Consider the following 26,327-nt stretch of genomic DNA (forward strand, 5'->3'; position numbering starts at 1 on the left):
CCAAGAAACCCACACTGTCGCCATGAGCACCATGAACATTTCCCTGCCTGACGCCCTCAAGTCCTTTGTGGATGAGCAGGTCAGCCAGCGCGGCTACGGCACAAGCAGCGAGTATGTCCGCGAGCTGATCCGCAGGGATCAGGAGCGCTTGCAACTGCGCAACCTGCTGTTGGCTGGAGCGGGTTCGGCGCCGGCTGCCGCGGTGGATGCGGGCTATTTCGATGGACTGCGTGAGCGGGCGAAGGCCAGGAGGTGAAGGCCAAGGCCATCGTCCCCCGCGAGCAGGCCAACCGGGACGTCGAAGAGATACTTGCCTGGTACCTGGGCGAGGAGGCAGCACATGCAGCCCTGGGCTTCATCGACGCGCTGGAGAAGGCCTACGCACACATAGGCCGCCACCCCTCCACAGGCTCGCTGCGCTATGCCCATGAACTCCATCTGCCCGGTCTGCGCGCCTGGCCGCTGACGCGCTACCCGTACATGGTGTTCTATGTGGAGCACGCCCATCACGTCGATGTATGGCGTGTGCTGCACGGCCAGCGGGACCTGCCGGCATGGATGCAGGAACCCGACAACGGATAAGGGCAGGCCGCCAGGATCAGATGCGGTCCTGGCGGCCTGCCCTTCCCGCCGCTCGGCGCGGTCTTCAGGATCTCAAGGAGTACGCTTTTTCTGCAGCCAGGCGATCAGCTCGCCCATGATGCCCTTGCGGAACAGCAGCACGCAGACCACGAAGATCAGGCCGGTGACGATGGTCACCGACTCGCCCAGCGTGGAGAACCACTCCACGCCCGTGAGGCGCTGCAGGAAGCTGCCGAACTCGCCGATCTTGTTCTCCAGCATGACCACCACGGCCGAGCCCAGGATGGGGCCGGACAGCGTGCCCAGGCCGCCCATCAGCGTCATCAGGATCACGTGGCCGGAGGTGGTCCAGTGCACATCCGACAGCGTGGCAAAGCCCAGCACCACGGTCTTGAGCGAACCGGCCAGGCCCGTGAGCGCGGCCGAGATCACGAAGGCCAGCAGCTTGAAGCGCGCCACGTCATAGCCCAGCGAGGTCGCGCGCGGCTCGTTCTCCTTGATGGCCTTGAGCACCTGGCCGAAGGGCGAGTGGATGGTGCGCACGATAAGCAGGAAGGCCAGGACCACGATGACCAGCGTGACGTAGTACATGGTCAGGTCGCTGGTCAGGTCGATGAGGCCGAACAGCTTGCCGCGCGGTACGCCCTGCAGTCCGTCCTCGCCGCCCGTGAAGGGCGCCTGCAGGCACACGAAGAACAGCATCTGGGCCAGCGCCAACGTGATCATCGAGAAATAAATGCCCTGGCGGCGGATGGCCAGCCAGCCGAAGATCAGCCCCAGCAGCGCGCCGCCGGCCGTGCCGGCCAGCATGGCCAGCTCGGGCGTGAAGCCCCAGCCCTTGATGGCGTAGCCCGTCACATAGGCCGCGCCGCCCAGGAAGGCCGCGTGGCCGAAGGACAGCAGGCCCGTGTAGCCCAGCAGCAGGTTGAAGGCCGAGGCGAACAGTGCGAAGCACATGAGCTTCATCACGAACACCGGGTAGGCACCCAACATGGGCGCCGCCAGCAGGCCCAGCAGCAGCAGGCCATAGCCCCAGGGGGCGATGCGTTGAACGAGAGTCTTGGATTTCATGTGGTCGGCCCCTTGTCCTCGTTCTTGTTATTTCTCTTTGCCGAACAGGCCGGCGGGGCGGATGAGCAAAACGATGACCATGATGAAGAACACCACGGTGGACGAAGCCTCGGGCCAGAAGACCTTGGTCAGGCCCTCGATCACGCCCAGGCCCAGGCCGGTGAGGATGGAGCCCATGATGGAGCCCATGCCCCCGATCACCACCACGGCGAAGACCACGATGATGAGGTTCTGCCCCATCAGCGGCGTGACCTGGTAGACGGGCGCCGCCAGCACGCCGGCAAACGCCGCCAGCGCCGCGCCGAAGGCATAGGTCAGCGTGATCATCACGGGCACGTTGACGCCGAAGGCCTCGACCAGGCGCGGGTTCTCGGTGCCGGCCCGCAGGTAGGCGCCGATGCGCGTCTTCTCGATCATGAACCAGGTGGCCACGCAGACCACGACGGAGGCAAGCACCACCCAGGCGCGGTAGTTGGGCAGGATCATGAAGCCCAGGTTGGTCGCGCCTTCCAGCAGCTCGGGCGTGTCGTAGCCCAGGCCCGAGACGCCGTAGACCGAGCGGAACAGGCCCTCGATCAGCAGCGACAGGCCCAGGGTCAGCAACAGGCCGTAGAGGTGGTCGAGCTTGTAGATCCAGCGCAATAAAAAGCGCTCGATCAGCACGCCCAGCAGGCCCACCAGCAACGGCGACAGCACCAGCATCACCCAGTAGTTGATGTTGAAGTAGCTCATGGCCATCCAGGTGACCATGGCGCCCAGCATGAACAACGCGCCGTGGGCGAAGTTGATCACGTTGAGCAGGCCGAAGATCACCGCCAGCCCCAGGCTGAGGATGGCGTAGAACGAGCCGTTGACCAGCCCCAGAAGGAGCTGGCTCATCAGGCCTGGCAGGGAAACACCAAAGATTTCCATGGGATGCAGCTGTCGTGGTTGGCCGGGTGGCGGTTGGGGGTCAGTGGCGGCGCAGCGTTACTTCCACAGCGCGCACTTGGTCTCGGCCTTGGTGGTCCAGACCTGGTCGGCGGGCAGCGTGGCCACGACCTTCAGGTAGTCCCAGGGCTTCTTGGATTCGGCGGGCTTCTTGACCTCGACCAGGTACATGTCGTGGGCGAAGGTGCCATCGGGACGGATCGAGCCCTTGCCGTAGAAGTCGTCGATGGGCGTGCTCTTGAGGTAGGCCATGACCTTGTCGGCATCCGTGGACTTCACGGCCTGCACGGCCTTGAGGTAGCTGGTCACGGCCGAGTAGTCGGCAGCCTGGATGGAGGTGGGCATGCGCTTGGTCTTGGCGAAGAAGCGCTCGCCGAACTTGCGCGTGGCATCGTTCTGGTCCCAGTACCAGCTGGTGGTGAACTGCATGCCTTCGGTGTTCTTCAGGCCCAGGCTGTGGATGTCGGTCAGGAACACCAGCAGGCCCACGGTCTTCATGCTCTTGTTGATGCCGAATTCCTTGGCCGCCTTGATGGCGTTGATGGTGTCGCCACCGGCGTTGGCCAGGCCCAGGATCTGGGCCTTGGAGGCCTGCGCCTGCAGCAGGAAGGACGAGAAGTCCGAGGCATTGAGCGGGTGCTTGACGCCGCCCACCACCTTGCCGCCCTTGGCCTTGATCACGGCCGTGGTGTCGTTCTCCAGCGCATGGCCGAAGGCGTAGTCGGCCGTCAGGAAGAACCAGTCCTTGCCGCCGCGCTCGACCACGGCCGTACCCGTGCCCTTGGCCAGGGCCACGGTGTCATAGGCGTAGTGAACGGTGTAGGCGTTGCACTGCTCGTTGGTCAGTGCCGAGGAACCCGCGCCGCTGTTGAAGTGCACGCGCTTTTTCTCATTGGCCACCTGCGACACCGCCAGGGCCGTGCCCGAGTTGGTGCCGCTGAACACCAGCGAGATACCTTGCGTGTCCACCCACTCGCGCACCTTGGAGGCGGCGATGTCGGCCTTGTTCTGGTGGTCGGCGCTCAGCAGCTCGATGGGCTGGCCCAGCACCTTGCCGCCAAAGTCATCGATGGCCATCTGCATGGCGGTGACGGCGTTCTTGCCTTCCACGTCCGCATACAGGCTGGACATGTCGGTCACGAAGCCGATCTTCACCTTCTCCTGTGCCATGGCAAGCGGGCTGGCCAGGCCGGCCGCAGCCAGCATGCACGACAGTGCGGTCAGTTTTGCTTTCATTGGTGTCTCCTTCGCGTTGATGTCTTGGGTTTTTGTCACAGGGCCATGGCAGGAATGCAGCCGGCGAGCCCCAGGCGCCGGCCACGATGGATATCCGGGTCAAACGCCCAGCAGCTCGTTGAGCACGGGCATCTTGGCCTGCAGCTCGGACGCGCCGAAACGCTCGACCACATGGCCGTGCTCGACCACGTAGAAGCGGTCGGCCAGCGGCGCCGCGAAGTGGAAGTTCTGCTCCACCATGACCACGGTGTAGCCCTTGGTGCGCAGCATGGTGATCATCCGGGCCAGCGCCTGCACGATGACGGGTGCCAGGCCTTCCGAGATTTCGTCGAGCAGCAGCAGCCGCGCGCCCGTGCGCAGGATGCGCGCCACGGCCAGCATCTGCTGCTCGCCACCCGACAGGCGCGTGCCCTGGCTGTGGCGGCGCTCGGCCAGGTTGGGGAACATGGCGTAGATCTCATCCACGCTCATGCCCGGCTGGCCGGTCTTGAGCGGCGGCGGCAGCATCAGGTTCTCTTCGCACGAGAGGCTGGAGAAGATGCCGCGCTCTTCAGGGCAGTAGCCCACACCCAGGTGGGCAATGCGGTGCGTGGGCATGTGGATGGCTTCCACGCCATTGATCCTGATCGAGCCCTTGCGCGCGCCCGTCAGACCCATGATGGCGCGCAGCGTGGACGTGCGGCCCGCGCCGTTGCGCCCCAGCAGCGTGACCACCTCGCCGGGCTGGACCACTAGGTCCATGCCGTGCAGCACATGGGATTCGCCGTACCAGGCCTGCAGGCCCTTGATTTCCAATGCCGGTGCAGTCATCTCAATGCGCTCCCTGCAACTGGCCGTCGGTGGTGCCCATATACGCTTCCATCACTTGCGGGTTGCGCGAAACTTCCTCGTACGGCCCCTCGGCCAGCACGGCGCCGCGCTGCAGCACCGTGATGCGGTCGGCAATGGTGGAGATCACCTTCATGTTGTGCTCCACCATGAGAATCGTGCGGCCGGCCGAGACCTTCTTGATCAGCTGGGTCACGCGGTCCACGTCTTCGTGGCCCATGCCCTGCGTGGGTTCGTCCAGCAGCATCAGCTCGGGCTCCATGGCCAGCGTGGTGGCAATCTCCAGCGCACGCTTGCGGCCATAGGGCAGGTTGACCGTGACCTCGTCGGCCAGATCCTGCAGGCCCACTTCGGCCAGCAACTGCATGGCGCGGTCATCGAGCTGCGACAGGCTCTTCTCGCTGCGCCAGAAATGGAACTCCGTGCCCAGCTTGCGCTGCAGGCCGATGCGCACGTTCTCCAGCAGCGTGCAATGCGGGAACACGGCCGAGATCTGGAAGGACCGGATCACGCCACGGCGCGCAATCTGCGCCGGTGCTTCCCGCGTGATGTCCTCGCCATTGAAACGGATGGTGCCGGAGGTGGGCTCCAGGAACTTGGTCAGCAGATTGAAGCAGGTGGTCTTGCCTGCGCCATTGGGGCCGATCAAGGCATGGATGGAGCCACGGCGCACCGAAAGGTCCACCTTGCTCACCGCCGTAAATCCCTTGAACTCTTTGGTCAGGTTCCGGGTTTCGAGAATAACGTCGCTCATGTGCGCTTCGCCTGCTCCGTTGATGCTGCCAGCCCCCAACGCGTCGCCAGAGGCTCTGGCGGGCGTTGTGCAGGGTCGGACGCATCGTAGGCTTGCCGACGTTGTGCACCGCAGCGGGAAAACGCCTACGTAGGTGCTCCTAAGCACAGGCCCTGCCCCGCACTGCAGCATGGCGCATCAAGCCTGGCCTTCGCAAACGAAAGAAGCAACCACTCACACTTGAAATAATCAAGCACAGACGGGGCTGTAAGGTGCCGCGGTGGCAGGCAGGGCCTAGGGTTCTCCAGCATCTCGGCCCGGCGCGGCCCACACGGAAGGCCAGAGCGCTTCCAAAGCGATAGCAAACTACCCTTTTTGCGACTTACAGGGCAGCAGCCAATGTCCGCTGCCTTACGGGAAACACCCAGGTCGGCAATCTCCCTGTGGCCTGCTCAGTCACTATGCGAAAAGCCGCGGATATGCTTGAGTTTGTCGTCTCTTCAATTGAAGGACGACAAAGTCAGCTGGAGCGCTACTCAATCAATAGCAACAAGCAAAGGCCTGGCCTGGAAATTGCCGATCCATTGCAATGGGCGCAATTGTCGTCGCCAAGACAGCATGGGCCAGTCGCCACTTACTGCAGCGTTTCCTTGCTGCCTTCGGGCAAGGCCAATGGAAGAACGGCAATGCCTTCATCCAGCAATTGCATGGCCTGCTCGGGACTGGCCTTGCCGCGGATGGCACGCTCGTCCGTCTCGCCGTAGTGCATGCGGCGGGCTTCATCGACAAAGCGCTCGCCCACGTCCTCGGTCTGCTGCGCCACCTGGCGCGACCATTTCAGCCAGGCGGCCTGCATGGCCTGCAGCTGCTCGCGCGCCTGGGGCGGCATGGACGGTGAGGGAACGGCTGCCGCACTGGCAGCCGAAGCGGCTGCAGCAGGCTCAGCCGCTGCAGCCGGGGGCATGGCTGCGGGCTTGGCGCCAAGATTGATGCGGGGGGCGCTCAGTCGCTTGGTGATGTCGCTGTGGCCGCAGACGGGGCACAGCACCAGCTGGCGCTGCAGCTGGCCCTGGAAATCATCTTCCGAGGCGAACCAGCCCTCGAACAGATGGCCGTGCGGGCAATGCAGGTCGAGCACTTTCATCACGCACCCCCACCCATGAGACAACCGGCACCGCAGCCTCAGCCGCGGCGGTGAATCAGGAAACGATAGACGAAACCGGGGAAGGCCAGCGTCAGGAACAACGCTCCCGTGACGGCATAGAACTCCCAGCCCTGGGGCGCGATCTGCCCCACGCGGCGCTCCAGGAGCAGCGCCACGCCGCCGACGATGAAGTACAGCAGCACCATCTCCAGCAGGCACATGGCCAGCGGCTTGCGCTGGGCGCGCAGCGGCCCCAGCTGCAGCCAGCGGGCATTGAAGAAAGGCAAATTGGCTGCCACAAGGGCAGCCAATATCACGAGCCAGATCGAAGCGGTTTGCGACAAGCCGATGTCCTCACCGCGAAGCCCTGCGTGCAGGGCCCCGCATCGGGAAAGTGGATCAGGAAGCCAGGGCGCGCACGACGGCGTCGGCGCACAGGGCCATCAGGCCACCCGGCAGAAGGCCCAGCCCCAGCACCAGGGCGCCGTTGAGGGTCAGCACCACGCGCACGTCCAGCGAAGCGGAAACGCTGGTGGCGGTGATGGGTTCGTCAAAGTACATGACCTTGACGACGCGCAGGTAGTAGAAGGCGCCGATCAGCGACATGACCACGGCAAACACGGCCAGCGCGATGTACAGGCTGTGGCCCGATGCCACGAGCGCCTGCAGCACCGACAGCTTGGCGTAGAAGCCCACCAGGGGAGGGATACCGGCCATGGAGAACAGGCAGATGGCCATCACGCCGGCATACAGCGGGCTGCGCTGGTTGAGGCCGGCAAAGTCGGCGACCTCTTCGCTCTCGAAGCCTTCGCGGGCCAGCAGCTGGATCACGCCGAAGGCGGCCAGCGTGGTCAGCACGTAGGTCACCACGTAGAACATGGCCGAGCTGTAGGCGTTCTCGATGGTGGCCGGATCGACCTTGCCATCCACCACACCCGACATCAGGCCCAGCAGCACGAAGCCCATCTGCGAGATGGTCGAGTAGGCCAGCATGCGCTTGAGGTTGGTCTGCTGCAGGCCGGCCAGGTTGCCGACCAGCAGCGAGGCGATGGCAAGCACCGCCAGCATCTGCTGCCAGTCGATGGCCAGCGGCAGCAGGCCGTCCACCAGCAGGCGGATGACGATGGCGAAGGCGGCCAGCTTGGGCGCGCCACCGATCATGGTGGTGATGGCCGTGGGAGCGCCCTGATAGACGTCGGGAACCCACATGTGGAAGGGAACCACGCCCAGCTTGAAGGCCAGGCCGGAGACCACGAAGACCAGGCCGAACACCAGCACCTGGTGCTTGATCTCGCCCGAGTTGATGGCCTTGAAGACCTGGCCGATGTCCAGCGAGCCGGTCGCACCGTAGAGCATGGACATGCCGTACAGCAGGAAGCCGCTGGCCATGGCGCCGAGCACGAAGTACTTCATCGCAGCCTCGACCGACGCCGTGTGGTCGCGGCGCAGGGCCACCAGGGCGTAGCTGGACAGCGTCAGCAGCTCCAGGCCCAGATAGATGACCAGGAAGTTGTTGCCCGAGATCATGATGAACATGCCCAGCAGCGCGAGCATGGCCAGCGTGAACAGCTCGCCGCCGCGCAGCATGTCGCGGTCAGCGGCGTAGGGGCGGCCGTAGACCAGGGTGACCATCATGGCCACGGTGGCGAAGCACTTGAGCCAGTTGCCCATGGCGTCGGAGACCACCATGTTGCCCCAGCCATAGAAGGTGTTGCCACTGGAGGCGTACATGCCTTGCAGCACGGCCACCACGCCCAGGGTCAGCAGCGTCAGAACATAGGTGCCCGTGCGGCGCGGGCTTTTGACGCCCAGGTCCACCAGGGCGATCACGCAGGCCATGACCAGGAGAAGGATCTCCGGATAGATGGCCAGCCAGCTGATGTTGTCAATCATCTCGATTCTCTCGTTTCAGTCTGGTCACTGCAGCTTGCTCATGGCCACATGCTTGAGCAGCTCGGCCACGGACACATCCATCACGTCAGTGAAGGGCTTGGGATACAGACCCATGTACAGCACGGCGATGGCCAGCAGACCCAGCACCAGGAACTCGCGGTTGCCGATGTCGGTCAGGCCGCGCACATTGTCGTTGGTGACCGGACCCAGGTAGACGCGCTTGTACATCCACAGGGTGTAGGCGGCGCCGAAGATCAGCGCCGTGGCAGCGCCCAGGCCGATCCAGAAGTTGTACTGGACGGCACCCAGGATCACCATCCACTCGCCCACGAAGCCGGCCGTTGCGGGCAGGCCGCAGTTGGCCATGGCGAACAGCAGTGCGAAGGCCGCGAACTTGGGCATGGTGTTGACCACGCCGCCGTAGGAGGCGATTTCACGCGAGTGCACGCGGTCGTAGAGCACGCCGATGCACAGGAACATGGCGCCCGACACGAAGCCGTGGGCAATCATCTGCACGATGCCGCCGGCAACGCCCAGCGGGTTGAAGATGAAGAAGCCCAGGGTCACGAAGCCCATGTGGGCCACGGACGAGTAGGCCACCAGCTTCTTCATGTCCTTTTGCACCAGCGCGACCACACCCACGTAGATCACGGCGACCAGCGACAGCGCGATGACCAGCCAGGCCCACTTGTGCGATGCATCAGGGGCGATGGGCATGGAAAAGCGCAGGAAACCGTAGGCACCGAGCTTCAGCATGATGGCAGCCAGCACGGCGGAGCCGCCGGTGGGCGCTTCCACGTGCACGTCGGGCAGCCAGGTGTGCACCGGCCACATCGGCACCTTCACGGCGAAGGCCGCGAAGAAGGCGAAGAAGATCAGCGTCTGGGCCGTCATGGACAGCGGCAGCTTGTGCCAGTCGAGGATCTCGAAGCTGCCACCGGACTGGGTGTACAGATAGATGATCGCGATCAGGGTCAGCAGCGAACCCATCAGCGTGTACAGGAAGAACTTGAAGGCCGCATAGATGCGGTTGGGTCCGCCCCAGATACCGATGATCAGGTACATCGGGATCAGCGTGGCTTCGAAGAACACGTAGAACAGCAGGCCGTCCAGTGCGCTGAACACGCCGACCATCAGGCCGGACAGGATCAGGAACGCGCCCATGTACTGGTTCACGCGCTCGGTGATGTTTTCCCACGACGCGATCACGACGATCACGGTGATGAAGGCCGTCAGCGGCACGAACCAGAACGAGATGCCATCCACGCCCAGGTGGTAGTAGATGTTGAAGCGCTCGATCCACAGCGCCTTCTCCACGAACTGCATCGCAGCCGTGCTGTTGTCGAACTGCTGGATCAGCGGCAGCGTGACCGCCAGGCCGGCCAGCGCGCCGACCAGGGCCAGCCAGCGCACTGCCTTGACCTGGTCCTCGCGGCCCAGGGCCAGCAGGAGGGCGCCGAATGCGATCGGCACCCAGATTGAAAGACTCAACCAATGCATTTTTGTTCTTCCTCTACTACTTGTTGAGCCACACGAAATACGTCATGAGAGCGAACACGCCCAGCAGCATGACCAACGCGTAGTGATAGAGATAGCCCGACTGCAGCTTGCGCACCCACTGGCCGATGCGGCCGATGAGCTTCCACGAACCGTTGACGATGGCGCCATCGATGATGGCCTGGTCGCCGACCTTCCAGAAGAAGCTGCCGAAGGCGCGAGCACCACGGGCGAAGATGTTTTCGTAGACCCAGTCCACGCCGTACTTGCCTTCCAGTGCCTGGTAGACACCGATCTTCTGCATGGCCGACTTGATGGCCGCAGGAACTTCAGGCTTGACCATGTAGAACAGGTAGGAGACGACGACGCCTGCCAGTGCCAGCCAGAACGGCGCGGCCGTGAAGCCGTGCAGTGCCATGGGCACCCAGCCGTGGATCTTCTCGGCCAGTTCGGCCATGGCGCCGTGCTTTGCGCCATCGACGTGGATCACGCCCTTGAAGAAGTCACCGAACAGCATGGGCATCAGCGCGATGGCACCGATCACCACCGAGGGGATGGCCAGCAGCATCAGCGGGCCGGTCACGACCAGGGGCGACTCGTGCGGCTTGGCATCGTGGCCATGGCCGTGGTGGTCATCGTGACCGTGGTGGTCATCGTGGTGCGCGTCCGGGTTCTGGTCGTAGCGCTCCTTGCCGTGGAAGACGATGAAGTACAGGCGGAAGGAGTAGAAGGCCGTGATGAACACGCCGGCCAGCACCGCGAAGTTCGCGAAGCCTGCGCCCGGCAGGTTCGTGGCGTGCACGGCTTCGATGATGGCGTCCTTCGAGTAGAAGCCCGAGAAAAACGGCGTACCGATCAGAGCCAGGTTGCCCAGCAGGAAGGTGATCCAGGTGATGGGCATGTACTTGCGCACGCCACCCATCCAGCGGATGTCCTGGTTGTGGTGCATGCCCATGATCACCGAGCCGGCGCCAAGGAACAGCAGGGCCTTGAAGAAGGCGTGGGTCATCAGGTGGAACACGGCCACCGAGTAGGCGGAGGCACCCAGGGCCACGGTCATGTAGCCCAGCTGCGACAGCGTGGAGTACGCGATCACGCGCTTGATGTCGTTCTGGATGATGCCCAGCACGCCCATGAACAGCGCCGTGATGGAGCCGATCACCAGGATGAAGCTCAGTGCCGTGTCCGACAGCTCGTACAGCGGCGACATGCGCGAGACCATGAAGATGCCGGCCGTCACCATGGTGGCGGCGTGGATCAGTGCCGAGATGGGTGTCGGGCCTTCCATCGAATCGGGCAGCCAGGCATGCAGCGGGAACTGGGCCGACTTGCCCATGGCGCCGATGAACAGGCAGATGGCCGTCACCGTCACCAGCAGCCAGCCGGTGCCGGGCAGCAGGGTGTTCTGGATTTCGGGCAGCTTGGCGAAGATTTCGCCGTAGTTCATGGTGCCGGTGTAGGCAGCGATCAGGCCGATGCCCAGGATGAAGCCGAAGTCACCCACACGGTTGACCAGGAAGGCCTTCATGTTGGCGAAGATGGCCGTGGGCTTGTTGTAGTAGAAGCCGATCAGCAGGTAGGACACCAGGCCCACGGCTTCCCAGCCGAAGAACAGCTGCAGCAGGTTGTTGCTCATGACGAGCATCAACATGGAGAACGTGAACAGCGAGATGTAGGAGAAGAAACGGTTGTAGCCGTCATCTTCCTGCATGTAGCCGATGGTGTAGATGTGCACCATCAGCGACACGAAGGTCACCACGCACATCATCATGGCCGTGATGCTGTCGATCAGGAAACCGACCTCCATCTTCAGGCCGCCGATTTCCATCCAGGTATAGATGGACTGGTCGAAACGCGCGCCGTCGAAGATCACGCTGTTGAACGTGATGGCCGACAGGATGAAGGCGATCAGCACGCCCGCGATGGTGAGGGTATGGCTGCCGCCGCGACCGATCTTGTTGCCGCCGAAGGCCGTGCCCCAGATGCCCGCGAGCACGGAGCCCGCCAGCGGTGCCAGCGGCACCGCCAGGAGCATGGATGCAGAGAGTGTTTGACTCATTCTTAAGAACCTTGCAAGTTACGGCGGACTCAACCCTTGAGGGAGTTGAGATCTTCCGCATTGATGCTGGTCTTGTTGCGGAACAGAAGCACCAGGATCGCCAGACCGATGGCCGACTCGGCGGCTGCCACTGTCAGGATGAAGAACACGAACACCTGGCCGTGCATGTCACCCAGATAGCTGGAGAACGCCACGAAGTTGGTGTTGACGGCCAGGAGCATCAGCTCGATGGCCATCAGCAGCACGATCAGGTTCTTGCGGTTCAGAAAAATGCCAACGACGGAGAGCGCGAACAGCATGGCGCCCAGCGTCAAATAATGGCCCAAAGTCAACGTCATGCTTTTGTCTCCACGGCGGGGGTTGCCTCGGCGGCCGGTGCCTGCGGCGCCTGGGTGACCGGCACCTTGACCAGCTCGAGGCGATCCTTTGCGCGCACGCGGATCTGCTGGGCCGGGTTCACTGCCTTGCTGTCCTTGCGCTTGCGCAGGGTCAGGGCGATGGCGGCAATCATGGCCACCAGCAGGATCACGGCAGCGATCTCGACGGGGTACAGGTATTCGGTGTACAGCAGCTTGCCCAGGGCCTGGGTGTTGGAGTACTGCACGGTCTGGCCGGCAGCGTTGACCGTGGCCGCAATGGCCTTGGGCTCCTCGACGCCGCTGAAGCCGCCCATCAGCACCATGCCCATTTCAAAGGCAATCAGTGCGCCGATCAGGGCAGCGAAGGGGAAATGCTTCCAGAACCCCTGGCGCACGGCGTCGATGCGGATATCCAGCATCATCACCACGAACAGGAACAGCACCATCACGGCGCCCAGGTAGACCAGCACCAGGGTCACGCCCAGGAACTCGGCCTTGAGCAGAAGCCAGATGCCGGCAGCCTGCGAGAAGGCCAGGATCAGGTTGAGCACGGCATGCACGGGGTTGCGTGCCGTGACGACCCGGAAGGCTGCAAACAGCAGCACGACCGAGAACAGATAGAAGAAACCAGTTTTGGCGTCCATGGATCGAATCTTTTCAAGTGATCAAGGAGCCGCTTCAGCGGTACTTGGCGTCCGCAGCCTTGGCGGCGGCAATCTCGGGTTCGTAGCGATCGCCAACGGCCAGCAGCATGTCCTTGGTGAAGTACAGGTCGCCGCGCTTTTCTCCGTGGTATTCGAAGATATGCGTCTCGACGATCGAGTCCACCGGGCAGCTTTCCTCGCAGAAGCCGCAGAAGATGCACTTGGTCAGGTCGATGTCGTAGCGCGTGGTGCGGCGCGAGCCGTCGTCACGCACATCGGACTCGATGGTGATGGCCATGGCCGGGCACACCGCCTCGCACAGCTTGCAGGCAATGCAGCGCTCTTCGCCGTTGTCATAACGGCGCAGGGCGTGCAGTCCGCGAAAACGCGGCGACAGGGGTGTCTTTTCCTCGGGGAACTGCACCGTGACCTTGCGGCGGAAGGTGTAGCGGCCAGTCAGGGCCATGCCCTTGGCCAGTTCCCAGAGCATGAAGCTCTTGAGGAAATCTTTGATCGAAAATGGGGTAGCAGCAACCGCAGACATTCTTGCTCCGCTCAGTTCCAGATGTTCCAAGGCGAGTGCATCCAGCCACCCACGACGACCAGCCACACCAGGGTGACGGGAATGAAGATCTTCCAGCCCAGACGCATGATCTGGTCATAGCGAAAGCGCGGGAAGGTGGCACGGATCCAGATGAACATGGACACGACCAGGAAAGTCTTCGCCGCCAGCCAGATCCATCCGGGGATGAACGACAGGAAGTCGAACGGAGGCAGCCAGCCGCCCAGGAACATCACCACGGCCAGGATGGACACCAGCCACATGCTGGCGTATTCGGCCAGGAAGAAGATGGCAAAGCCCATGCCCGAGTACTCGACCATGTGGCCGGCCACGATTTCGGCTTCGCCTTCGACCACGTCGAAGGGGTGGCGGTTGGTCTCGGCCACGGCCGAGATCAGGTAGACCACGAAGATCGGCAGCAGCGGCAGCCAGTTCCACGAAAGGACGCTGACACCCATGCTGGCGAATTGGCCCTGGCCCTGGCTCAACACGATCTGCGTCAGATTCATGCTGCCCGTGACCATGATCACCACCAGGAAGCAGAAGCCCAGCGCGATTTCATAGCTGACCATCTGTGCCGAGGCACGCAGCGCGCCCAGGAAGGCGTACTTGGAGTTGGAGGCCCAGCCCGCAATGATCACGCCATAGACTTCGATGGACGTGATGGCCATGATCAGCAGCAGGCCGGCATTGACGTTGGCCAGGGCCACGTCGGGACCGAAGGGGATCGCCACCCATGCCGCCAGGGCGGGCATGATGGCCATCACCGGGCCCACGTAGAACAGGCCCTTGGCAGCAGCCGTGGGCTGGATCAGTTCCTTGGTCAACAGCTTCAGGCCGTCGGCCAGAGGCTGCAGCAGACCGAAGGGACCCACGCGGTTGGGACCCATGCGAACCTGCATGAAGCCCAGCAGCTTGCGCTCCCACAGCGTCAGGTAGGCCACGGCTCCCATCAGCGGGGCGACGATGGCAACGATGCCCAGCAGGATCCAGAGCACGGGCCAGGCCACGTCGGTCCACCAGGGTGCGGCGATCAGGCCGGCACCGGCCGTCTTGAGTGCGTCAATCATGCGGCGCCTCCCTCACGAGCCTGACGTGCATCTGCCGTCAGTTGCAGCGATGTCGCGCGGCGCACGATGCTGTCGAGCTGATAAATGCTGGCCACCACGGGCGCGGCATGGCCGGCACCGTTGGCGATGGAATTCACGGCAGGAGCACCGTTGCCCAGCAGGTTGGCCGGCACGCTGGTGGCAGCGGCCGTGGCGGCTGCGAGCACGTCCTGCGACGTCTCGTAGTCCACGCCCTGCACGCCCAGCAGGTTGGCCAGCACGCGCAGCACCTTCCATCCCGGACGGGCTTCGGCCAGCGGCTTGACCACGGCGTGGAAGCTCTGCAGGCGGCCTTCGGCATTGACGAAGCTGCCCGAGGTTTCCGTGAACGGGGCGATGGGCAGCAGCACGTCGCTGAATTCCATGTTGGCCTTGAAGGGGCTCAGGGTCACGACCATCTCGGCCTTGCCCAGTGCCTCTGCGGCGCGGGCGCCGGCAGCGGAGTCGAACACGGGTTCGTTGTTCAGCAGCAGCACGGCCTTGAGGCCGCCGGCCAGCATCTGGCCTGCGTTCAGACCCGAAGCGGCAGGCTGTGCACCCACCCACTGGGCGCCCACCGTGTTGGCGGCTTCGGTCAGGTAGCCGACCGAGGCGCCGGTCTGCTCGGCAATCCAGTTGGCCAGAGACAGCAGGGACGATGCCTGTGCGTGGTGCGCAGCGGCATTGCCCAGCAAGATGGCCTTGCGCTCGCCGCGCAGCAGCGCGGCAGCGATGGCCTGGGCCTCGGCATGCACGTCGGCGGCGGCCACGGGAGCGGCAACGCCCTTTTCCTGCGCCACGGCGGCGGCCACATCGGCCAGCGCCTGGGCCCAGTCCGGGGCAGCCACGATGGACGCCGTCACCGGCATGGCCCAGTCGTAGACACGCTCATTGATGGCGAGCACGGCGCAGCCCTGCTTGGCAGCCTGGCGGATGCGCTGCGCGAACAGCGGATGGTCCTTGCGCAGGTTGGAGCCCAGCACGAGGACGCCTTGCAGCTTGGACAGCGACGCGATGGGCGTGCCCAGCCACTGCACGCCCTGGGCGGCGGTGAACTCGGCATTGCGCAGGCGGTAGTCGATGTTCTCGCTGCCCAGGCCACGCACCAGCTTGCCTGCCAGGTACAGCTCTTCCAGCGTGCTGTGCGGGCTGACCAGCGAACCGATGGCGGAGGCGCCATGGTCGTTCTTGATCTGGCGCAGGCCGTTGGCCACGTATTCGAGGGCGGTCTGCCAATCGACTTCCTTCCACTCGCCGCCTTGCTTGAGCATGGGGCGGGTCAGGCGTTCGTCGCTGTTCAGGGCTTCGTAGGAGAAGCGATCGCGGTCGGCGATCCAGCACTCGTTGACCTCTTCGTTCTCGAAGGGCACGACGCGCAGAACCTTGTGGTTCTTGACCTGGACGATGAGGTTGGCACCCGTGGAATCATGGGGCGAGACCGACTTGCGGCGCGACAGCTCCCAGGTGCGGGCGCTGTAGCGGAAGGGCTTGCTGGTCAACGCGCCCACGGGGCAGATGTCGATCATGTTGCCCGACAGCTCGGAGTCCACCGTATCGCCCACCACCGTGGTGATCTCGGAGTGCTCGCCGCGGTTGATCATGCCCAGCTCCATCACGCCGGACACTTCCTGTCCGAAGCGCACGCAGCGGGTGCAGTGGATGCAGCGGCTCATCTCCTGCATGGAGATCAGCGGGCCCACGTCCTTGTGGAAGACCACGCGCTTTTCTTCCTCGTAGCGCGAGGCGGAGCTGCCGTAGCCCACGGCCAGATCCTGCAGCTGGCATTCGCCGCCCTGGTCGCAGATCGGGCAGTCCAGCGGGTGATTGATGAGCAGGAACTCCATCACCGACTGCTGTGCCTTGATCGCCTTCTCGCTCTTGGTGCGCACGATCATGCCCTGCGTCACGGGCGTGGCGCAGGCGGGCATGGGCTTGGGGGCTTTTTCCACATCCACCAGGCACATGCGGCAGTTGGCGGCGATGGAAAGTTTCTTGTGATAGCAGAAATGCGGGATGTAGGTGCCTGCCTTCTCGGCTGCATGCATGACCATGCAGCCTTCGGCGACCTCCACCTTTTTTCCGTCCAGTTCAATTTCAACCATATGCTTTTCTCGCGATCAGGCGGCGTGGACCGTCTGCTTGGAAGCGTTCTGGATCTTCGCTTCAAACTCGTGGCGGAAGTGCTTGATCATGGCGCGCACAGGCATCGCTGCCGCATCGCCCAGCGCACAGATCGTGCGCCCCATGATGTTCACGGACACCGAGTCCAACAGCTCGATGTCTTCAGGACGGCCTTCGCCGTGCTCGATTCGGTTGACCACGCGCCACAGCCAGCCCGTGCCTTCGCGGCAAGGGGTGCACTGGCCGCAGGACTCGTGCTGGTAGAAGTAGGACAGGCGCAGCAGGCTCTCGACCATGTCGCGCGAGTCGTCCATCACGATCACGGCGCCCGAGCCCAGCATGGAGCCGGCCTTGGCGATGGAATCGTAGTCCATCGTGCATTCCATGATGATGTCAGCCGGCAGCACGGGCGAGGACGATCCACCGGGGATCACCGCCTTGAGCTTGCGGCCCGTGCGCACGCCACCTGCCAGCTCCAGCAGCTTGCTGAAGGGCGTGCCCAGCGGCACTTCGTAGTTGCCGGGCAGGTTCACGTCGCCGCTGACCGAGAAGATCTTGGTGCCGCCGTTGTTGGGCTTGCCGCACTCCAGGTACGCAGCGCCGCCGTTGCGGATGATCCAGGGAACGGCCGCAAAGGTTTCGGTGTTGTTGATGGTGGTGGGCTTGCCGTACAGGCCGAAGCTGGCCGGGAACGGCGGCTTGAAGCGCGGCTGGCCCTTCTTGCCTTCCAGCGACTCCAGCAGCGCCGTCTCTTCGCCGCAGATGTAGGCGCCGAAGCCATGGTGCGCGTGCAGCTGGAAGCTGAAGCTGCTGCCCATGATGTTGTCACCCAGGTAGCCGGCGGCGCGGGCTTCCTCCAGCGCGGCCTCGAAGCGCTCATAGGCTTCGAAGATTTCGCCGTGGATGTAGTTGTAGCCCAGGGAGATGCCCATCGCGTAGGCGGCGATGATCATGCCCTCGATCACGATGTGCGGGTTGTGCACCAGGATGTCGCGGTCCTTGCAGGTGCCCGGCTCGCCTTCGTCCGAGTTGCAGACCAGGTGCTTCTGGCCCGGGAACTGGCGGGGCATGAAGCTCCACTTCAGGCCCGTGGGGAAACCTGCGCCGCCGCGGCCGCGCAGTCCCGACTCCTTGACGGTGGCGATCACCTGGTCCTGGGTCAGGCCTTCGCTGCCATCCTTGCCCAAGATCTTGCGCAGCGCCTGATAGCCGCCGCGTGCCTCGTAGTCCTTGATGGACCAGTTGGCGCCGGTCAGGTCGGCGTAGATCTGCGGATTGATGTGGCGGTCGTGAAAGCAGGTCTCGCTGCCCGAAGAGGCAAACTTGGCCAGGACCGATTGTGCGGCGGCGTTCATGCCTTGCCCTCCGCGGCACGCAGGCCGTCGATCAATTCGTCGAGCTTCTCGTTGCTCATGAAGCTGCACATGCAGCGGTCGTTCACCAGCATCACCGGCGAATCCGCGCAGGCGCCCAGGCACTCGGACTGCTGCAGCGTGAACATGCCGTCAGGCGTGGTCTCGCCCATCTTGATGCCCAGGCGGGACTCCAGGTGGTGCAGCGCCTTGTAGCCGTCGCGCAGCTGGCAAGGCAGGTTGGTGCAGACGTTCAGCTTGTACGTGCCCGTGGGGCGCTGGTTGTACATGTTGTAGAACGTGGTGACTTCATGCACCGCGATCTCGGCCATGCCCAGGAACTCGGCAATCACAGCCTCGCTCTCGGCGCTGACCCAGCCCTGCTCCTGCTGCACGATGGACAGGCAGGCCATCACGGCAGACTGCTTCTGGTCGGCCGGGTACTTGGCCACCTCGCGCGCAAAGCGCTCCTTGGTCGCTTCGGTAATCATCGGTCAACGTCTCCAAACACGATGTCCAGGGTACTCAGCACCATCACGGCGTCGGCCAGCATGTGGCCTCGGCACATTTCGTCCATGGCGGACAGATTGGCGAATCCCGGCGGACGGATCTTCAGGCGATAGGGCTTGTTGGCCCCGTCGCTCACGATGTAGATGCCGAACTCCCCCTTGGGGTGTTCGATGGCCGCGTAAGCCTCGCCTTCGGGCACGCGGAAACCTTCGGTGAAGAGCTTGAAGTGGTGGATCAGCTCTTCCATGTTGGACTTCATGCCTTCGCGCGGCGGCGGAGCAATCTTGTGGTTGTCCACGATCACCGGGCCCGGGTTGGCACGCAGCCAGTCCACGCACTGCTTGATGATGCGGTTGGACTGGCGCATTTCGGCCACGCGCACCAGGTAGCGGTCGTAGCAGTCGCCGGTCTTGCCCACAGGCACGTCGAAGTCCATGCGGTCATAGACCTCATAGGGTTGCGACTTGCGCATGTCCCAGGCCACGCCGGAGGCACGCAGCATCGGGCCGGTCAGGCCCAGGTTCATGGCACGCTCGGCCGTCACCACGCCGATGTCCACGTTGCGCTGCTTCCAGATGCGGTTGTCAGTCAGCAGGGTCTCGTACTCGTCCGCGCACTTGGGGAAGCGCTGCGTGAAGTCATCGATGAAGTCCAGCAACGAGCCGTGGCGGTTGCGGTTCATGATCTCGACCGAGCGCGCATTGCGCACCTTGCTGGCCTTGTACTGCGGCATGGTGTCGGGCAGGTCGCGGTAGACGCCGCCCGGACGGAAGTAGGCCGCGTGCATGCGGGCGCCCGAAACCGCCTCGTACATGTCCATGAGGTCTTCGCGCTCACGGAAGGTGTAGATCAGCGTCGTGGAGCTGCCCGCATCGTTGCCGCTGGAGCCCAGCCACATCAGGTGATTCATGATGCGGGTGATCTCCGAATACATCACGCGGATGTACTGGGCGCGGATGGGCACCTCGATGCCCAGCAGCTTCTCGATGGCCAGGCAGTAGGCGTGCTCGTTGCACATCATGGACACGTAGTCCAGCCGGTCCATATAGGGCAGCGACTGGATGTAGGTCTTGCTCTCTGCCAGTTTTTCTGTCGCACGGTGCAGCAGACCGATGTGCGGGTCTGCGCGCTGCACCACTTCACCGTCGAGCTCCAGCACCAGGCGCAGCACGCCGTGCGCTGCCGGGTGCTGCGGACCAAAGTTCAGGGAATAGTTCTTGATTTCAGCCATGGTCGTCCATCAAAAAGGCGCCTGGAGCGCCTTCAGTGCAGGCCCCCGTAGTTGTCTTCGCGGATGATCCGCGGCGTGATCTCGCGGGGCTCGATGGTGACCGGCTGGTACACCACGCGCTGTTGCTCAGGGTCATAGCGCATTTCCACATGGCCCGACAGCGGGAAGTCCTTGCGGAAGGGATGGCCGATGAAGCCGTAGTCGGTCAGGATGCGGCGCAGGTCGTCATGGCCGTCGAAGACGATGCCGAACAGGTCGAACGCCTCGCGCTCGAACCAGTTCGCACCCGCCCAGACGGAAGTGACGGAAGCCACCACCGGGAAATCGTCGTCGGTGCAAAAGACACGAACGCGCAGGCGCTGGTTCAGGCTGATCGACAGCAGGTGGGATACCACGGCAAAGCGCGGGCCTTCACGCCCGACTTCTGCATAGGTGGAGTAGTCCACGCCGCACAGGTCCACCAGGACCTCGAACCGGCAATCCGGAGCAGTGTGCAGAACCTGCATGGCCTCCAGATACTGGGCGGCGGACACTTCGACCGTCACCTCGCCCAGGGCCACGGTCACGCTGCGCGCCTTGTCGCCCAAGGCAGCAGCCACCACATCCCGAAGCACTTCGGGGTGAATCGCAATAGCAGTCATCATCTAGCCCTTAGACGCGAGCGATGGTATGGGTGCGGCGGATCTTCTGCTGCAGCTGGATGATGCCGTAGATCAGGGCTTCCGCCGTGGGGGGGCAGCCAGGCACATAGACATCGACCGGCACGATGCGGTCACAGCCGCGCACCACGGAATAGCTGTAGTGGTAGTAGCCGCCGCCGTTGGCGCACGAGCCCATGGAGATGACCCAGCGGGGCTCGGACATCTGGTCATAGACCTTGCGCATGGCGGGCGCCATCTTGTTGCACAGGGTGCCGGCCACAATCATCAGGTCCGACTGCCGCGGGCTGGCACGGAAGACTTCCGAGCCAAAGCGACCGATGTCGTAACGCGCCGCCGCAGCGTGCATCATCTCCACCGCGCAGCAGGCCAGACCAAATGTCATGGGCCACAGCGAGCCCGTCTTGGCCCAATTCACCACAGAGTCGTAACTCGTGGTGATGAAGCCTTCTTTCATCACGCCTTCGATCATCGTGTTTCCTTAGTGAACCCGCTTCAGTCCCAGTCCAACGCACCCTTCTTCCATTCGTAGACAAAGCCCACGACGAGAACGGTCAGGAAAATAAGGACAGCGGCGAAACCAGCCCCACCCACGTCCCGAAGCGCAACGGCCCAGGGCAGCAGAAAGGCGATTTCCAAATCAAACAGGATGAACAGGATGGCGACGAGGTAGTAGCGCACATCGAACTTCATGCGCGCGTCTTCGAAGGCCTCGAAGCCACATTCATAGGGGGAGTTCTTGGCGGCATCGGGTCGGTTCGGACCCAGCACATACCCCAGTACCAGGGGGACTACGCCGACACCCATGCCGACGAGAATGAACAAAAGAACGGGAAGATACTGGTCGATGTTCATCGTGTGCGGCTACCTTGAAAGGCATGCCCGCACCGATCAGCCTGATCAGCAGGGCAGGCTCTTAGTTATATCTTGGTGCCGTCGGCGAGACTCGAACTCGCACAGCTTTCGCCACTACCCCCTCAAGATAGCGTGTCTACCAATTTCACCACGACGGCAAGTCTTGATTTCGGCTGGCTCTTTATCTCCGTTGCAAAGATTCCGCCTACCGAACAATCTCTAGATTCTACTCTGAAAAACCCTCGGACCCGGAGGACCGAGGACTTTGTTCGAAATTATTTCGTAGGGATCTGGGCAGCGCCTTCAGCACCGGCAGCAGGCGCCTGACCTGCAGCAGGAGCGGGCACTTCGCCAGCAGCGCCAGAGGCCGCAGGAGCCGGAGCCGTGATGGGTGCGGCACCTTCCAGCACGCTGCCCGAGCTGACCGGACGCGCATTGCTCAGATAGGCCAGCGCCAGTGTGGCCACGAAGAACACTGTGGCCAGGCCTGCCGTGGAGCGCGACAGGAAGTTGGCGCTGCCCGAGGCACCGAACAGGCTGCCGGAGCTGCCGCTGCCGAACGAGGCGCCCATGTCGGCACCCTTGCCGTGTTGAATCAGGATCAGGCCGATCATGCCGAGAGCCGACAGCATCTGAACGGCGAGGATCACGCTTGCGAATGCATTCATTGGTTGTACCTGCTAGTAACGCGAGAGCTAAAAAAGCGAATGGAAAAACCGCCCCGGCTTACTGGGCCGCAGCGATGATGGTCAGGAAATCGGCCGCCTTGAGCGACGCTCCGCCCACCAGGCCACCGTCAATGTCGGCCTGGGCCAGCAGCTGGGCTGCATTGGAGGCATTCATGCTGCCGCCGTACAGCAAGGCGATGCGATCGGCCTGCTGGCTGGCAGCCGCCAGCTGGGCGCGCAGCACGGCATGCACCTGCTGGGCCTGCTCCGGCGTGGCGGTCCTGCCGGTGCCAATGGCCCAGACGGGCTCATAGGCCACGACCAGCTCATTGATGCACTGGCCCACCTGGTGGATCACGGCCGCCAGTTGGCGCTTGACCACTTCTTCGGTCTGCCCCGCCTCGCGCTCCGCCAGCGTTTCACCCACACAGACGATGGGCGTGACGCCCTTGGCCAGCGCAGCCTGCGCCTTCAGCGCCACCACGGCATCGGTTTCGCCATGGTATTGGCGACGCTCCGAATGCCCCACCAGCGTATAGCGCACGCCAAAATCCCGAAGCATTGCGGCCGACAGCTCGCCCGTATAGGCACCCGATTCATGCTGCGACACGTCCTGCGCGGCCACGCCGATGGCCGAGCCTTCAAGCTCGGCCTGGGCCTGGGCCAGATAGACGGCAGGCACGGCCACAGCCACGCCCACATTGCCCCACTCGGGCAGACCCTCCTTGAGGGCCTTGAGCAAAACGGCATTGGCAGCCAGGCTGCCATTCATCTTCCAGTTGCCGACGATGAGTTTCTTCTTCATGGTTACCACGTCAAAACGATTTTGCCGGTGTGCTGACTCGACTCCATCAGCGCGTGCGCCTTGTCGGCATCAGCGGCAGCAAAGGTGCTATGGATCACAGGACGAATGCCGCCTGCCTCGATGAGCGGCCAGACCTCGCGGCGCAGGGCCTGGGCGATGGCTGCCTTGAAAGCCACAGGCCGCGGACGCAGTGTGGAGCCCGTCACCAGCAGACGGCGACGCAGGACCAGGCCCGCGTCGAACTCTGCCTTGATGCCACCCTGCACCGCAATGATGACCAGGCGGCCATCCTCTGCCAGGCTTTGCACTTCGCGCGCCACATAGCCACCCGCCACCATGTCCAGGATCACGTCCACGCCCCTGCCTTCGGTGATGCGCTGCACCTCCGCGGCAAAGTCCTGGGTACGGTAGTTGATGGCATGGTCGGCACCCAGCTTGAGGCAGTCGGCGCACTTGGCATCGGAGCCAGCGGTCACGATGACCGTTGCGCCGCGCGCCTTGGCCAGCTGGATGGCCGTCACGCCGATGCCGCTGCTGCCGCCCTGCACCAGCAGGGTTTCGCCCGCCTGCAAGGCACCGCGGTCGAACACATTGCTCCAGACGGTGAAGAAGGTCTCAGGCAATGCCGACGCCTCCACCTCGCTGAGCCCTGCCGGGATGGGCAGGCACTGGGCCACAGGCGCAACGCAGTACTCCGCATAGCCACCGCCGGCCAGCAGCGCGCACACGCGGTCTCCCACGCGCAGGCCTGCCAGCCGCATGGCTTCGTCGTCGCCCGACACGATCACCCCGGCCACTTCCAGCCCGGGCAGGTCGGAGGCGCCAGGCGGCGGAGCATAGTGCCCCTTGCGCTGCAACACATCAGGGCGATTGACACCACTGGCCGACACCTGGATCAGCAACTCCTGCGCACCCGCAACGGGCAGCGGACGCTCGCCCAGGCGCAATACCTCGGGAGCACCAAAGTCCGTGAGTTCCACGGCACGCATGATTTGCTTTTCCATCTTTCGACCTCGCAATCCCTGTCAAAAATGCCACAAGCGCTGAACAGGTCAGCGCTTTTTGCCAGTCACCACATGCACCTGCAAGGCCACCCCCTTTTGGGGAATGGCCTTGCCGGGCATTACTGCTGCTGTTGCTGTTGCTGCTCGCCCTCGGCAGCCGGACGGCCGCCGTCACGGGGCTCGCGGGGTTCACGCGGCTCGCGGAACTCGCGCTGCTGGCGGGGCTCGCGCGGCTGGCGGAACTCACGCTCGGCAGGCGCGGGGCGCTCGCTGCGCTCCATGCCGGCAGGACGCTCGGTCAGCGCCTTCAGCGACAGCTTGACACGACCCTTTTCGTCGGTCTCCATGACCTTGACCTTGATGATCTGGCCTTCCTGCAGGTAGTCGGCGACGCGCTCCACGCGCTCGTGGGCAATCTGGCTGATGTGCAGCAGACCGTCCTTGCCGGGCAGCAGGTTCACGAGAGCACCGAAGTCCAGGATCTTGGTGACCGGGCCTTCGTAGATCTTGCCGATTTCGACTTCGGCCGTGATCTCTTCGATGCGGCGCTTGGCTTCGTCGGCCTTGGCGGCATCGCTGGAGGCAATGGTGATGGTGCCGTCTTCGCCGATGTCGATCTGCGTGCCGGTCTCTTCGGTCAGCGCACGGATGGTGGAGCCGCCCTTGCCGATCACGTCACGGATCTTCTCGGGGTTGATCTTCATCGTGTACAGCTTGGGAGCGAAGGACGAGATCTCGGCCTTGGCTTCGCCCATGGCTTCCTGCATCTTGCCCAGGATGTGCATGCGCGCTTCCTTGGCCTGGGCCAGGGCGACCTGCATGATTTCCTTGGTGATGCCCTGGATCTTGATGTCCATCTGCAGCGCAGTGATGCCGCTGGTCGTGCCGGCCACCTTGAAGTCCATGTCGCCCAGGTGATCTTCATCACCCAGGATGTCGGTCAGCACGGCGAAGCGGTTGTCTTCCTTGATCAGGCCCATGGCGATGCCGGCCACGTGGGCCTTCATCGGAACGCCTGCATCCATCATCGACAGGCAGCCGCCGCAGACCGAAGCCATGGACGAGGAACCGTTGGACTCGGTGATTTCCGACACCACGCGGATGGTGTAGGGGAATTCTTCCTTGCTGGGCAGGCAGGCCGCCAGGGCGCGCTTTGCCAGGCGGCCGTGGCCGATTTCGCGGCGCTTGGTCGAGCCCATGCGGCCCACTTCGCCGGTGGCAAAGGGAGGCATGTTGTAGTGGAACAGGAAGCGGTCCTCGAACTCGCCAGCCAGCGCGTCGATGCGCTGCGCGTCGCGCTCGGTGCCCAGCGTGGACACGACCAGGGCCTGCGTCTCGCCGCGCGTGAACAGGGCCGAGCCGTGCGTGCGGGGCAGCACGGAGTTGCGGATTTCGATGGGGCGCACGGTGCGCGTGTCACGGCCGTCGATGCGCGGCTCGCCGGCCAGGATCTGGCTGCGAACGATGCGTGCCTCGATGTCGAACAGCATGCCTTCGACCTTGACGCCGTCGAACTCCACGCCCTGGGCCGTCAGGCCAGCCTTCACGGCGGCGTAGGCTTCGCGGCAGGCTTGCGTGCGGCTTTGCTTGTTGCGGATCTGGTAGGCCGTGCGCAGGGCTTCGTCACCCAGTGCAGCCACCTTGGCGATCAGCTCTTCATCCTTGGCGGGAGCAACCCAGTCCCAGACGGGCTTGCCGGCTTCGCGCACCAGCTCGTGGATGGCGTCGATGGCGATGCGGCCTTGCTCGTGGCCAAAGACCACGGCGCCCAGCATCACGTCTTCAGGCAGTTGCTGCGCCTCGGACTCCACCATCAGCACGGCGGCTTCGGTGCCAGCCACGACCAGATCCATCTGCGAATCCTTGCGCTGGGTCTGACCGGGGTTGAGCACGTACTCGCCATTGATGTAACCCACGCGGGCGGCACCGATGGGGCCATTGAAGGGAATGCCCGACACGGACAGGGCAGCCGAGGTGGCGATCAGGGCGGCGATGTCGGCATCGACTTCGGGGTTCAGCGACACGGTGTGGATGACCACGTGCACGTCGTTGTAGAAACCTTCGGGGAACAGCGGGCGGATCGGGCGGTCGATCAGGCGGCTGGTCAGGGTTTCGAGTTCGCTGGGCTTGGCTTCGCGCTTGAAGAAGCTGCCGGGGATCTTGCCTGCGGCGTAGGTCTTCTCGATGTAATCGACGGTCAGCGGGAAGAAGTCCTGGCCGGACTTGGCCTGCTTGGACGCCACCACGGTGGCCAGCACCACGGTGTCATCGATGTTGACCAGCACGGCGCCGGAAGCCTGGCGGGCGATCTCGCCGGTTTCCATGGTGACCGTGTGCTGGCCCCACTGGAAGGTCTTGGTGACTTTGTTGAAGATGGACATTGTTGCTCCTTTGGAATGGGTGGACCGATGCACTCATCGGGCCATGATGGAGAGCAATTCAGAACACGATGCCATTCCAGTGCTGGATTCACTGCTATCAAATCAGCAGCATTGG

The 26,327-nt window shown here is 63.7% G+C and carries 27 protein-coding genes and 1 tRNA gene; 2 read left to right on the top strand and 26 right to left on the bottom strand.

The features are described 5' to 3' along the window. The first annotated feature begins 22 nt into the window (after positions 1–22). Together BW39_RS01405 and BW39_RS01410 are read left to right on the top strand one after the other, a co-directional pair. Positions 23–256 (top strand): type II toxin-antitoxin system ParD family antitoxin, encoded by a 234-nt coding sequence (locus BW39_RS01405; protein ID WP_043819217.1) that lies wholly within the window; start codon positions 23–25, stop codon positions 254–256. After that, positions 253–582: a type II toxin-antitoxin system RelE/ParE family toxin gene (locus BW39_RS01410; RefSeq protein ID WP_043819218.1), complete on the top strand. Its 330-nt coding sequence runs from the start codon at positions 253–255 to the stop codon at positions 580–582. The genes BW39_RS01405 and BW39_RS01410 overlap by 4 nt, the downstream gene beginning before the upstream one ends. 72 nt (positions 583–654) lie before the next feature. On the opposite strand, the gene BW39_RS01415 is transcribed toward BW39_RS01410, so the two are convergent. The 26 genes from BW39_RS01415 to pnp all read right to left on the bottom strand — a co-directional run bounded on the left by BW39_RS01415 (position 655) and on the right by pnp (position 26,212). Beyond that, positions 655–1,653 (bottom strand): branched-chain amino acid ABC transporter permease, encoded by a 999-nt coding sequence (locus BW39_RS01415; RefSeq protein WP_012206959.1) that lies wholly within the window; start codon positions 1,651–1,653, stop codon positions 655–657. 27 nt (positions 1,654–1,680) lie between these two features. Continuing rightward, the gene (locus tag BW39_RS01420) at positions 1,681–2,565 is read right to left on the bottom strand and encodes a branched-chain amino acid ABC transporter permease (RefSeq protein ID WP_043819219.1); all 885 of its coding nucleotides are present in this window, start codon (positions 2,563–2,565) and stop codon (positions 1,681–1,683) included. A 57-nt stretch (positions 2,566–2,622) separates the two neighbouring features. Beyond that, entirely contained in the window at positions 2,623–3,819 is a 1,197-nt protein-coding gene (locus tag BW39_RS01425) for an ABC transporter substrate-binding protein (protein ID WP_012206961.1), read from the bottom strand. Positions 3,820–3,918: 99 nt separating this feature from the next. Continuing rightward, positions 3,919–4,629, bottom strand: a complete 711-nt coding sequence (locus BW39_RS01430) for an ABC transporter ATP-binding protein (RefSeq protein WP_043819222.1) — start codon at positions 4,627–4,629, stop codon at positions 3,919–3,921. A 1-nt stretch (position 4,630) separates the two neighbouring features. Next, on the bottom strand, positions 4,631–5,401 hold the full coding sequence (locus BW39_RS01435) for an ABC transporter ATP-binding protein (protein WP_012206963.1): 771 nt from the start codon (positions 5,399–5,401) through the stop codon (positions 4,631–4,633). 613 nt (positions 5,402–6,014) lie between these two features. Continuing rightward, positions 6,015–6,524, bottom strand: a complete 510-nt coding sequence (locus tag BW39_RS01440; protein ID WP_043819224.1) for a DUF1178 family protein — start codon at positions 6,522–6,524, stop codon at positions 6,015–6,017. 38 nt (positions 6,525–6,562) lie between these two features. Further along, the gene (locus BW39_RS01445) at positions 6,563–6,868 is read right to left on the bottom strand and encodes a DUF2818 family protein (RefSeq protein WP_012206965.1); all 306 of its coding nucleotides are present in this window, start codon (positions 6,866–6,868) and stop codon (positions 6,563–6,565) included. A 55-nt stretch (positions 6,869–6,923) separates the two neighbouring features. Next, positions 6,924–8,417 (bottom strand): NADH-quinone oxidoreductase subunit NuoN, encoded by a 1,494-nt coding sequence (gene nuoN / locus BW39_RS01450; protein WP_012206966.1) that lies wholly within the window; start codon positions 8,415–8,417, stop codon positions 6,924–6,926. 24 nt (positions 8,418–8,441) lie between these two features. Beyond that, positions 8,442–9,917, bottom strand: coding sequence for an NADH-quinone oxidoreductase subunit M (locus tag BW39_RS01455; RefSeq protein ID WP_012206967.1), 1,476 nt, complete (start codon positions 9,915–9,917; stop codon positions 8,442–8,444). Positions 9,918–9,933: 16 nt separating this feature from the next. Further along, on the bottom strand, positions 9,934–11,949 hold the full coding sequence (nuoL, locus tag BW39_RS01460; RefSeq protein ID WP_043782670.1) for an NADH-quinone oxidoreductase subunit L: 2,016 nt from the start codon (positions 11,947–11,949) through the stop codon (positions 9,934–9,936). Positions 11,950–12,002: 53 nt separating this feature from the next. Next, positions 12,003–12,311 (bottom strand): NADH-quinone oxidoreductase subunit NuoK, encoded by a 309-nt coding sequence (nuoK, locus tag BW39_RS01465; RefSeq protein ID WP_012206969.1) that lies wholly within the window; start codon positions 12,309–12,311, stop codon positions 12,003–12,005. Then, positions 12,308–12,976: an NADH-quinone oxidoreductase subunit J gene (locus BW39_RS01470; protein WP_012206970.1), complete on the bottom strand. Its 669-nt coding sequence runs from the start codon at positions 12,974–12,976 to the stop codon at positions 12,308–12,310. The genes nuoK and BW39_RS01470 overlap by 4 nt, the downstream gene beginning before the upstream one ends. A gap of 34 nt (positions 12,977–13,010) precedes the next feature. Beyond that, positions 13,011–13,520 carry an NADH-quinone oxidoreductase subunit NuoI gene (nuoI, locus tag BW39_RS01475; RefSeq protein ID WP_012206971.1) on the bottom strand — a complete coding sequence of 170 codons (510 nt, stop codon included), beginning with the start codon at positions 13,518–13,520 and terminating at the stop codon, positions 13,011–13,013. A gap of 11 nt (positions 13,521–13,531) precedes the next feature. Then, a complete protein-coding gene (nuoH, locus tag BW39_RS01480) occupies positions 13,532–14,608 on the bottom strand; it encodes an NADH-quinone oxidoreductase subunit NuoH (protein WP_013801064.1) in 1,077 nt (358 codons plus the stop codon). Further along, entirely contained in the window at positions 14,605–16,728 is a 2,124-nt protein-coding gene (gene nuoG / locus BW39_RS01485; protein WP_043819225.1) for an NADH-quinone oxidoreductase subunit NuoG, read from the bottom strand. Before nuoG ends, nuoH begins: the two co-directional genes overlap by 4 nt. A gap of 15 nt (positions 16,729–16,743) precedes the next feature. After that, positions 16,744–18,102, bottom strand: a complete 1,359-nt coding sequence (gene nuoF, locus BW39_RS01490; protein WP_034396578.1) for an NADH-quinone oxidoreductase subunit NuoF — start codon at positions 18,100–18,102, stop codon at positions 16,744–16,746. Next, the gene (gene nuoE / locus BW39_RS01495) at positions 18,099–18,590 is read right to left on the bottom strand and encodes an NADH-quinone oxidoreductase subunit NuoE (RefSeq protein ID WP_012206975.1); all 492 of its coding nucleotides are present in this window, start codon (positions 18,588–18,590) and stop codon (positions 18,099–18,101) included. The genes nuoF and nuoE overlap by 4 nt, the downstream gene beginning before the upstream one ends. Further along, a complete protein-coding gene (locus BW39_RS01500; protein WP_013801061.1) occupies positions 18,587–19,840 on the bottom strand; it encodes an NADH-quinone oxidoreductase subunit D in 1,254 nt (417 codons plus the stop codon). Before BW39_RS01500 ends, nuoE begins: the two co-directional genes overlap by 4 nt. Positions 19,841–19,872: 32 nt before the next feature. Beyond that, positions 19,873–20,481: an NADH-quinone oxidoreductase subunit C gene (locus BW39_RS01505; protein ID WP_043783660.1), complete on the bottom strand. Its 609-nt coding sequence runs from the start codon at positions 20,479–20,481 to the stop codon at positions 19,873–19,875. Positions 20,482–20,491: 10 nt separating this feature from the next. Then, positions 20,492–20,971: a NuoB/complex I 20 kDa subunit family protein gene (locus BW39_RS01510; RefSeq protein ID WP_012206978.1), complete on the bottom strand. Its 480-nt coding sequence runs from the start codon at positions 20,969–20,971 to the stop codon at positions 20,492–20,494. A 23-nt stretch (positions 20,972–20,994) separates the two neighbouring features. Beyond that, the gene (locus tag BW39_RS01515) at positions 20,995–21,354 is read right to left on the bottom strand and encodes an NADH-quinone oxidoreductase subunit A (RefSeq protein ID WP_012206979.1); all 360 of its coding nucleotides are present in this window, start codon (positions 21,352–21,354) and stop codon (positions 20,995–20,997) included. Between the two features lie 73 nt (positions 21,355–21,427). Next, a tRNA-Leu gene (locus BW39_RS01520) sits at positions 21,428–21,512 on the bottom strand. Positions 21,513–21,629: 117 nt separating this feature from the next. Further along, positions 21,630–22,022: a preprotein translocase subunit SecG gene (secG, locus tag BW39_RS01525; RefSeq protein WP_012206980.1), complete on the bottom strand. Its 393-nt coding sequence runs from the start codon at positions 22,020–22,022 to the stop codon at positions 21,630–21,632. A gap of 58 nt (positions 22,023–22,080) precedes the next feature. Then, the gene (gene tpiA, locus BW39_RS01530; protein ID WP_043819228.1) at positions 22,081–22,827 is read right to left on the bottom strand and encodes a triose-phosphate isomerase; all 747 of its coding nucleotides are present in this window, start codon (positions 22,825–22,827) and stop codon (positions 22,081–22,083) included. A 2-nt stretch (positions 22,828–22,829) separates the two neighbouring features. Then, on the bottom strand, positions 22,830–23,831 hold the full coding sequence (locus BW39_RS01535) for an NAD(P)H-quinone oxidoreductase (protein ID WP_012206982.1): 1,002 nt from the start codon (positions 23,829–23,831) through the stop codon (positions 22,830–22,832). 119 nt (positions 23,832–23,950) lie between these two features. Further along, positions 23,951–26,212 (bottom strand): polyribonucleotide nucleotidyltransferase, encoded by a 2,262-nt coding sequence (pnp, locus tag BW39_RS01540; protein ID WP_043819231.1) that lies wholly within the window; start codon positions 26,210–26,212, stop codon positions 23,951–23,953. Positions 26,213–26,327: the final 115 nt, after the last annotated feature.

It is taken from the genome of Delftia sp. RIT313 (assembly GCF_000632165.1).
Classification (GTDB): Bacteria; Pseudomonadota; Gammaproteobacteria; order Burkholderiales; family Burkholderiaceae_C; genus Comamonas; species Comamonas acidovorans.

Bases quoted from the DNA above. Each gene is read 5' to 3' on its own strand.
- BW39_RS01405 (WP_043819217.1), top strand. From the start codon at position 23: ATGAGCACCATGAACATTTCCCTGCCTGACGCCCTCAAGTCCTTTGTG.
- BW39_RS01415 (WP_012206959.1), bottom strand. From the start codon at position 1,653: ATGAAATCCAAGACTCTCGTTCAACGCATCGCCCCCTGGGGCTATGGC.
- BW39_RS01420 (WP_043819219.1), bottom strand. From the start codon at position 2,565: ATGGAAATCTTTGGTGTTTCCCTGCCAGGCCTGATGAGCCAGCTCCTT.
- BW39_RS01425 (WP_012206961.1), bottom strand. From the start codon at position 3,819: ATGAAAGCAAAACTGACCGCACTGTCGTGCATGCTGGCTGCGGCCGGC.
- BW39_RS01430 (WP_043819222.1), bottom strand. From the start codon at position 4,629: ATGACTGCACCGGCATTGGAAATCAAGGGCCTGCAGGCCTGGTACGGC.
- BW39_RS01435 (WP_012206963.1), bottom strand. From the start codon at position 5,401: ATGAGCGACGTTATTCTCGAAACCCGGAACCTGACCAAAGAGTTCAAG.
- BW39_RS01440 (WP_043819224.1), bottom strand. From the start codon at position 6,524: ATGAAAGTGCTCGACCTGCATTGCCCGCACGGCCATCTGTTCGAGGGC.
- nuoN (WP_012206966.1), bottom strand. From the start codon at position 8,417: ATGATTGACAACATCAGCTGGCTGGCCATCTATCCGGAGATCCTTCTC.
- BW39_RS01455 (WP_012206967.1), bottom strand. From the start codon at position 9,917: ATGCATTGGTTGAGTCTTTCAATCTGGGTGCCGATCGCATTCGGCGCC.
- nuoL (WP_043782670.1), bottom strand. From the start codon at position 11,949: ATGCTCCTGGCGGTGCCGCTGGCACCGCTGGCGGGCTCCGTGCTCGCG.
- nuoK (WP_012206969.1), bottom strand. From the start codon at position 12,311: ATGACGTTGACTTTGGGCCATTATTTGACGCTGGGCGCCATGCTGTTC.
- BW39_RS01470 (WP_012206970.1), bottom strand. From the start codon at position 12,976: ATGGACGCCAAAACTGGTTTCTTCTATCTGTTCTCGGTCGTGCTGCTG.
- nuoI (WP_012206971.1), bottom strand. From the start codon at position 13,520: ATGTCTGCGGTTGCTGCTACCCCATTTTCGATCAAAGATTTCCTCAAG.
- nuoH (WP_013801064.1), bottom strand. From the start codon at position 14,608: ATGATTGACGCACTCAAGACGGCCGGTGCCGGCCTGATCGCCGCACCC.
- nuoG (WP_043819225.1), bottom strand. From the start codon at position 16,728: ATGGTTGAAATTGAACTGGACGGAAAAAAGGTGGAGGTCGCCGAAGGC.
- nuoF (WP_034396578.1), bottom strand. From the start codon at position 18,102: ATGAACGCCGCCGCACAATCGGTCCTGGCCAAGTTTGCCTCTTCGGGC.
- nuoE (WP_012206975.1), bottom strand. From the start codon at position 18,590: ATGATTACCGAAGCGACCAAGGAGCGCTTTGCGCGCGAGGTGGCCAAG.
- BW39_RS01500 (WP_013801061.1), bottom strand. From the start codon at position 19,840: ATGGCTGAAATCAAGAACTATTCCCTGAACTTTGGTCCGCAGCACCCG.
- BW39_RS01505 (WP_043783660.1), bottom strand. From the start codon at position 20,481: ATGACTGCTATTGCGATTCACCCCGAAGTGCTTCGGGATGTGGTGGCT.
- BW39_RS01510 (WP_012206978.1), bottom strand. From the start codon at position 20,971: ATGATCGAAGGCGTGATGAAAGAAGGCTTCATCACCACGAGTTACGAC.
- BW39_RS01515 (WP_012206979.1), bottom strand. From the start codon at position 21,354: ATGAACATCGACCAGTATCTTCCCGTTCTTTTGTTCATTCTCGTCGGC.
- secG (WP_012206980.1), bottom strand. From the start codon at position 22,022: ATGAATGCATTCGCAAGCGTGATCCTCGCCGTTCAGATGCTGTCGGCT.
- tpiA (WP_043819228.1), bottom strand. From the start codon at position 22,827: ATGAAGAAGAAACTCATCGTCGGCAACTGGAAGATGAATGGCAGCCTG.
- BW39_RS01535 (WP_012206982.1), bottom strand. From the start codon at position 23,831: ATGGAAAAGCAAATCATGCGTGCCGTGGAACTCACGGACTTTGGTGCT.
- pnp (WP_043819231.1), bottom strand. From the start codon at position 26,212: ATGTCCATCTTCAACAAAGTCACCAAGACCTTCCAGTGGGGCCAGCAC.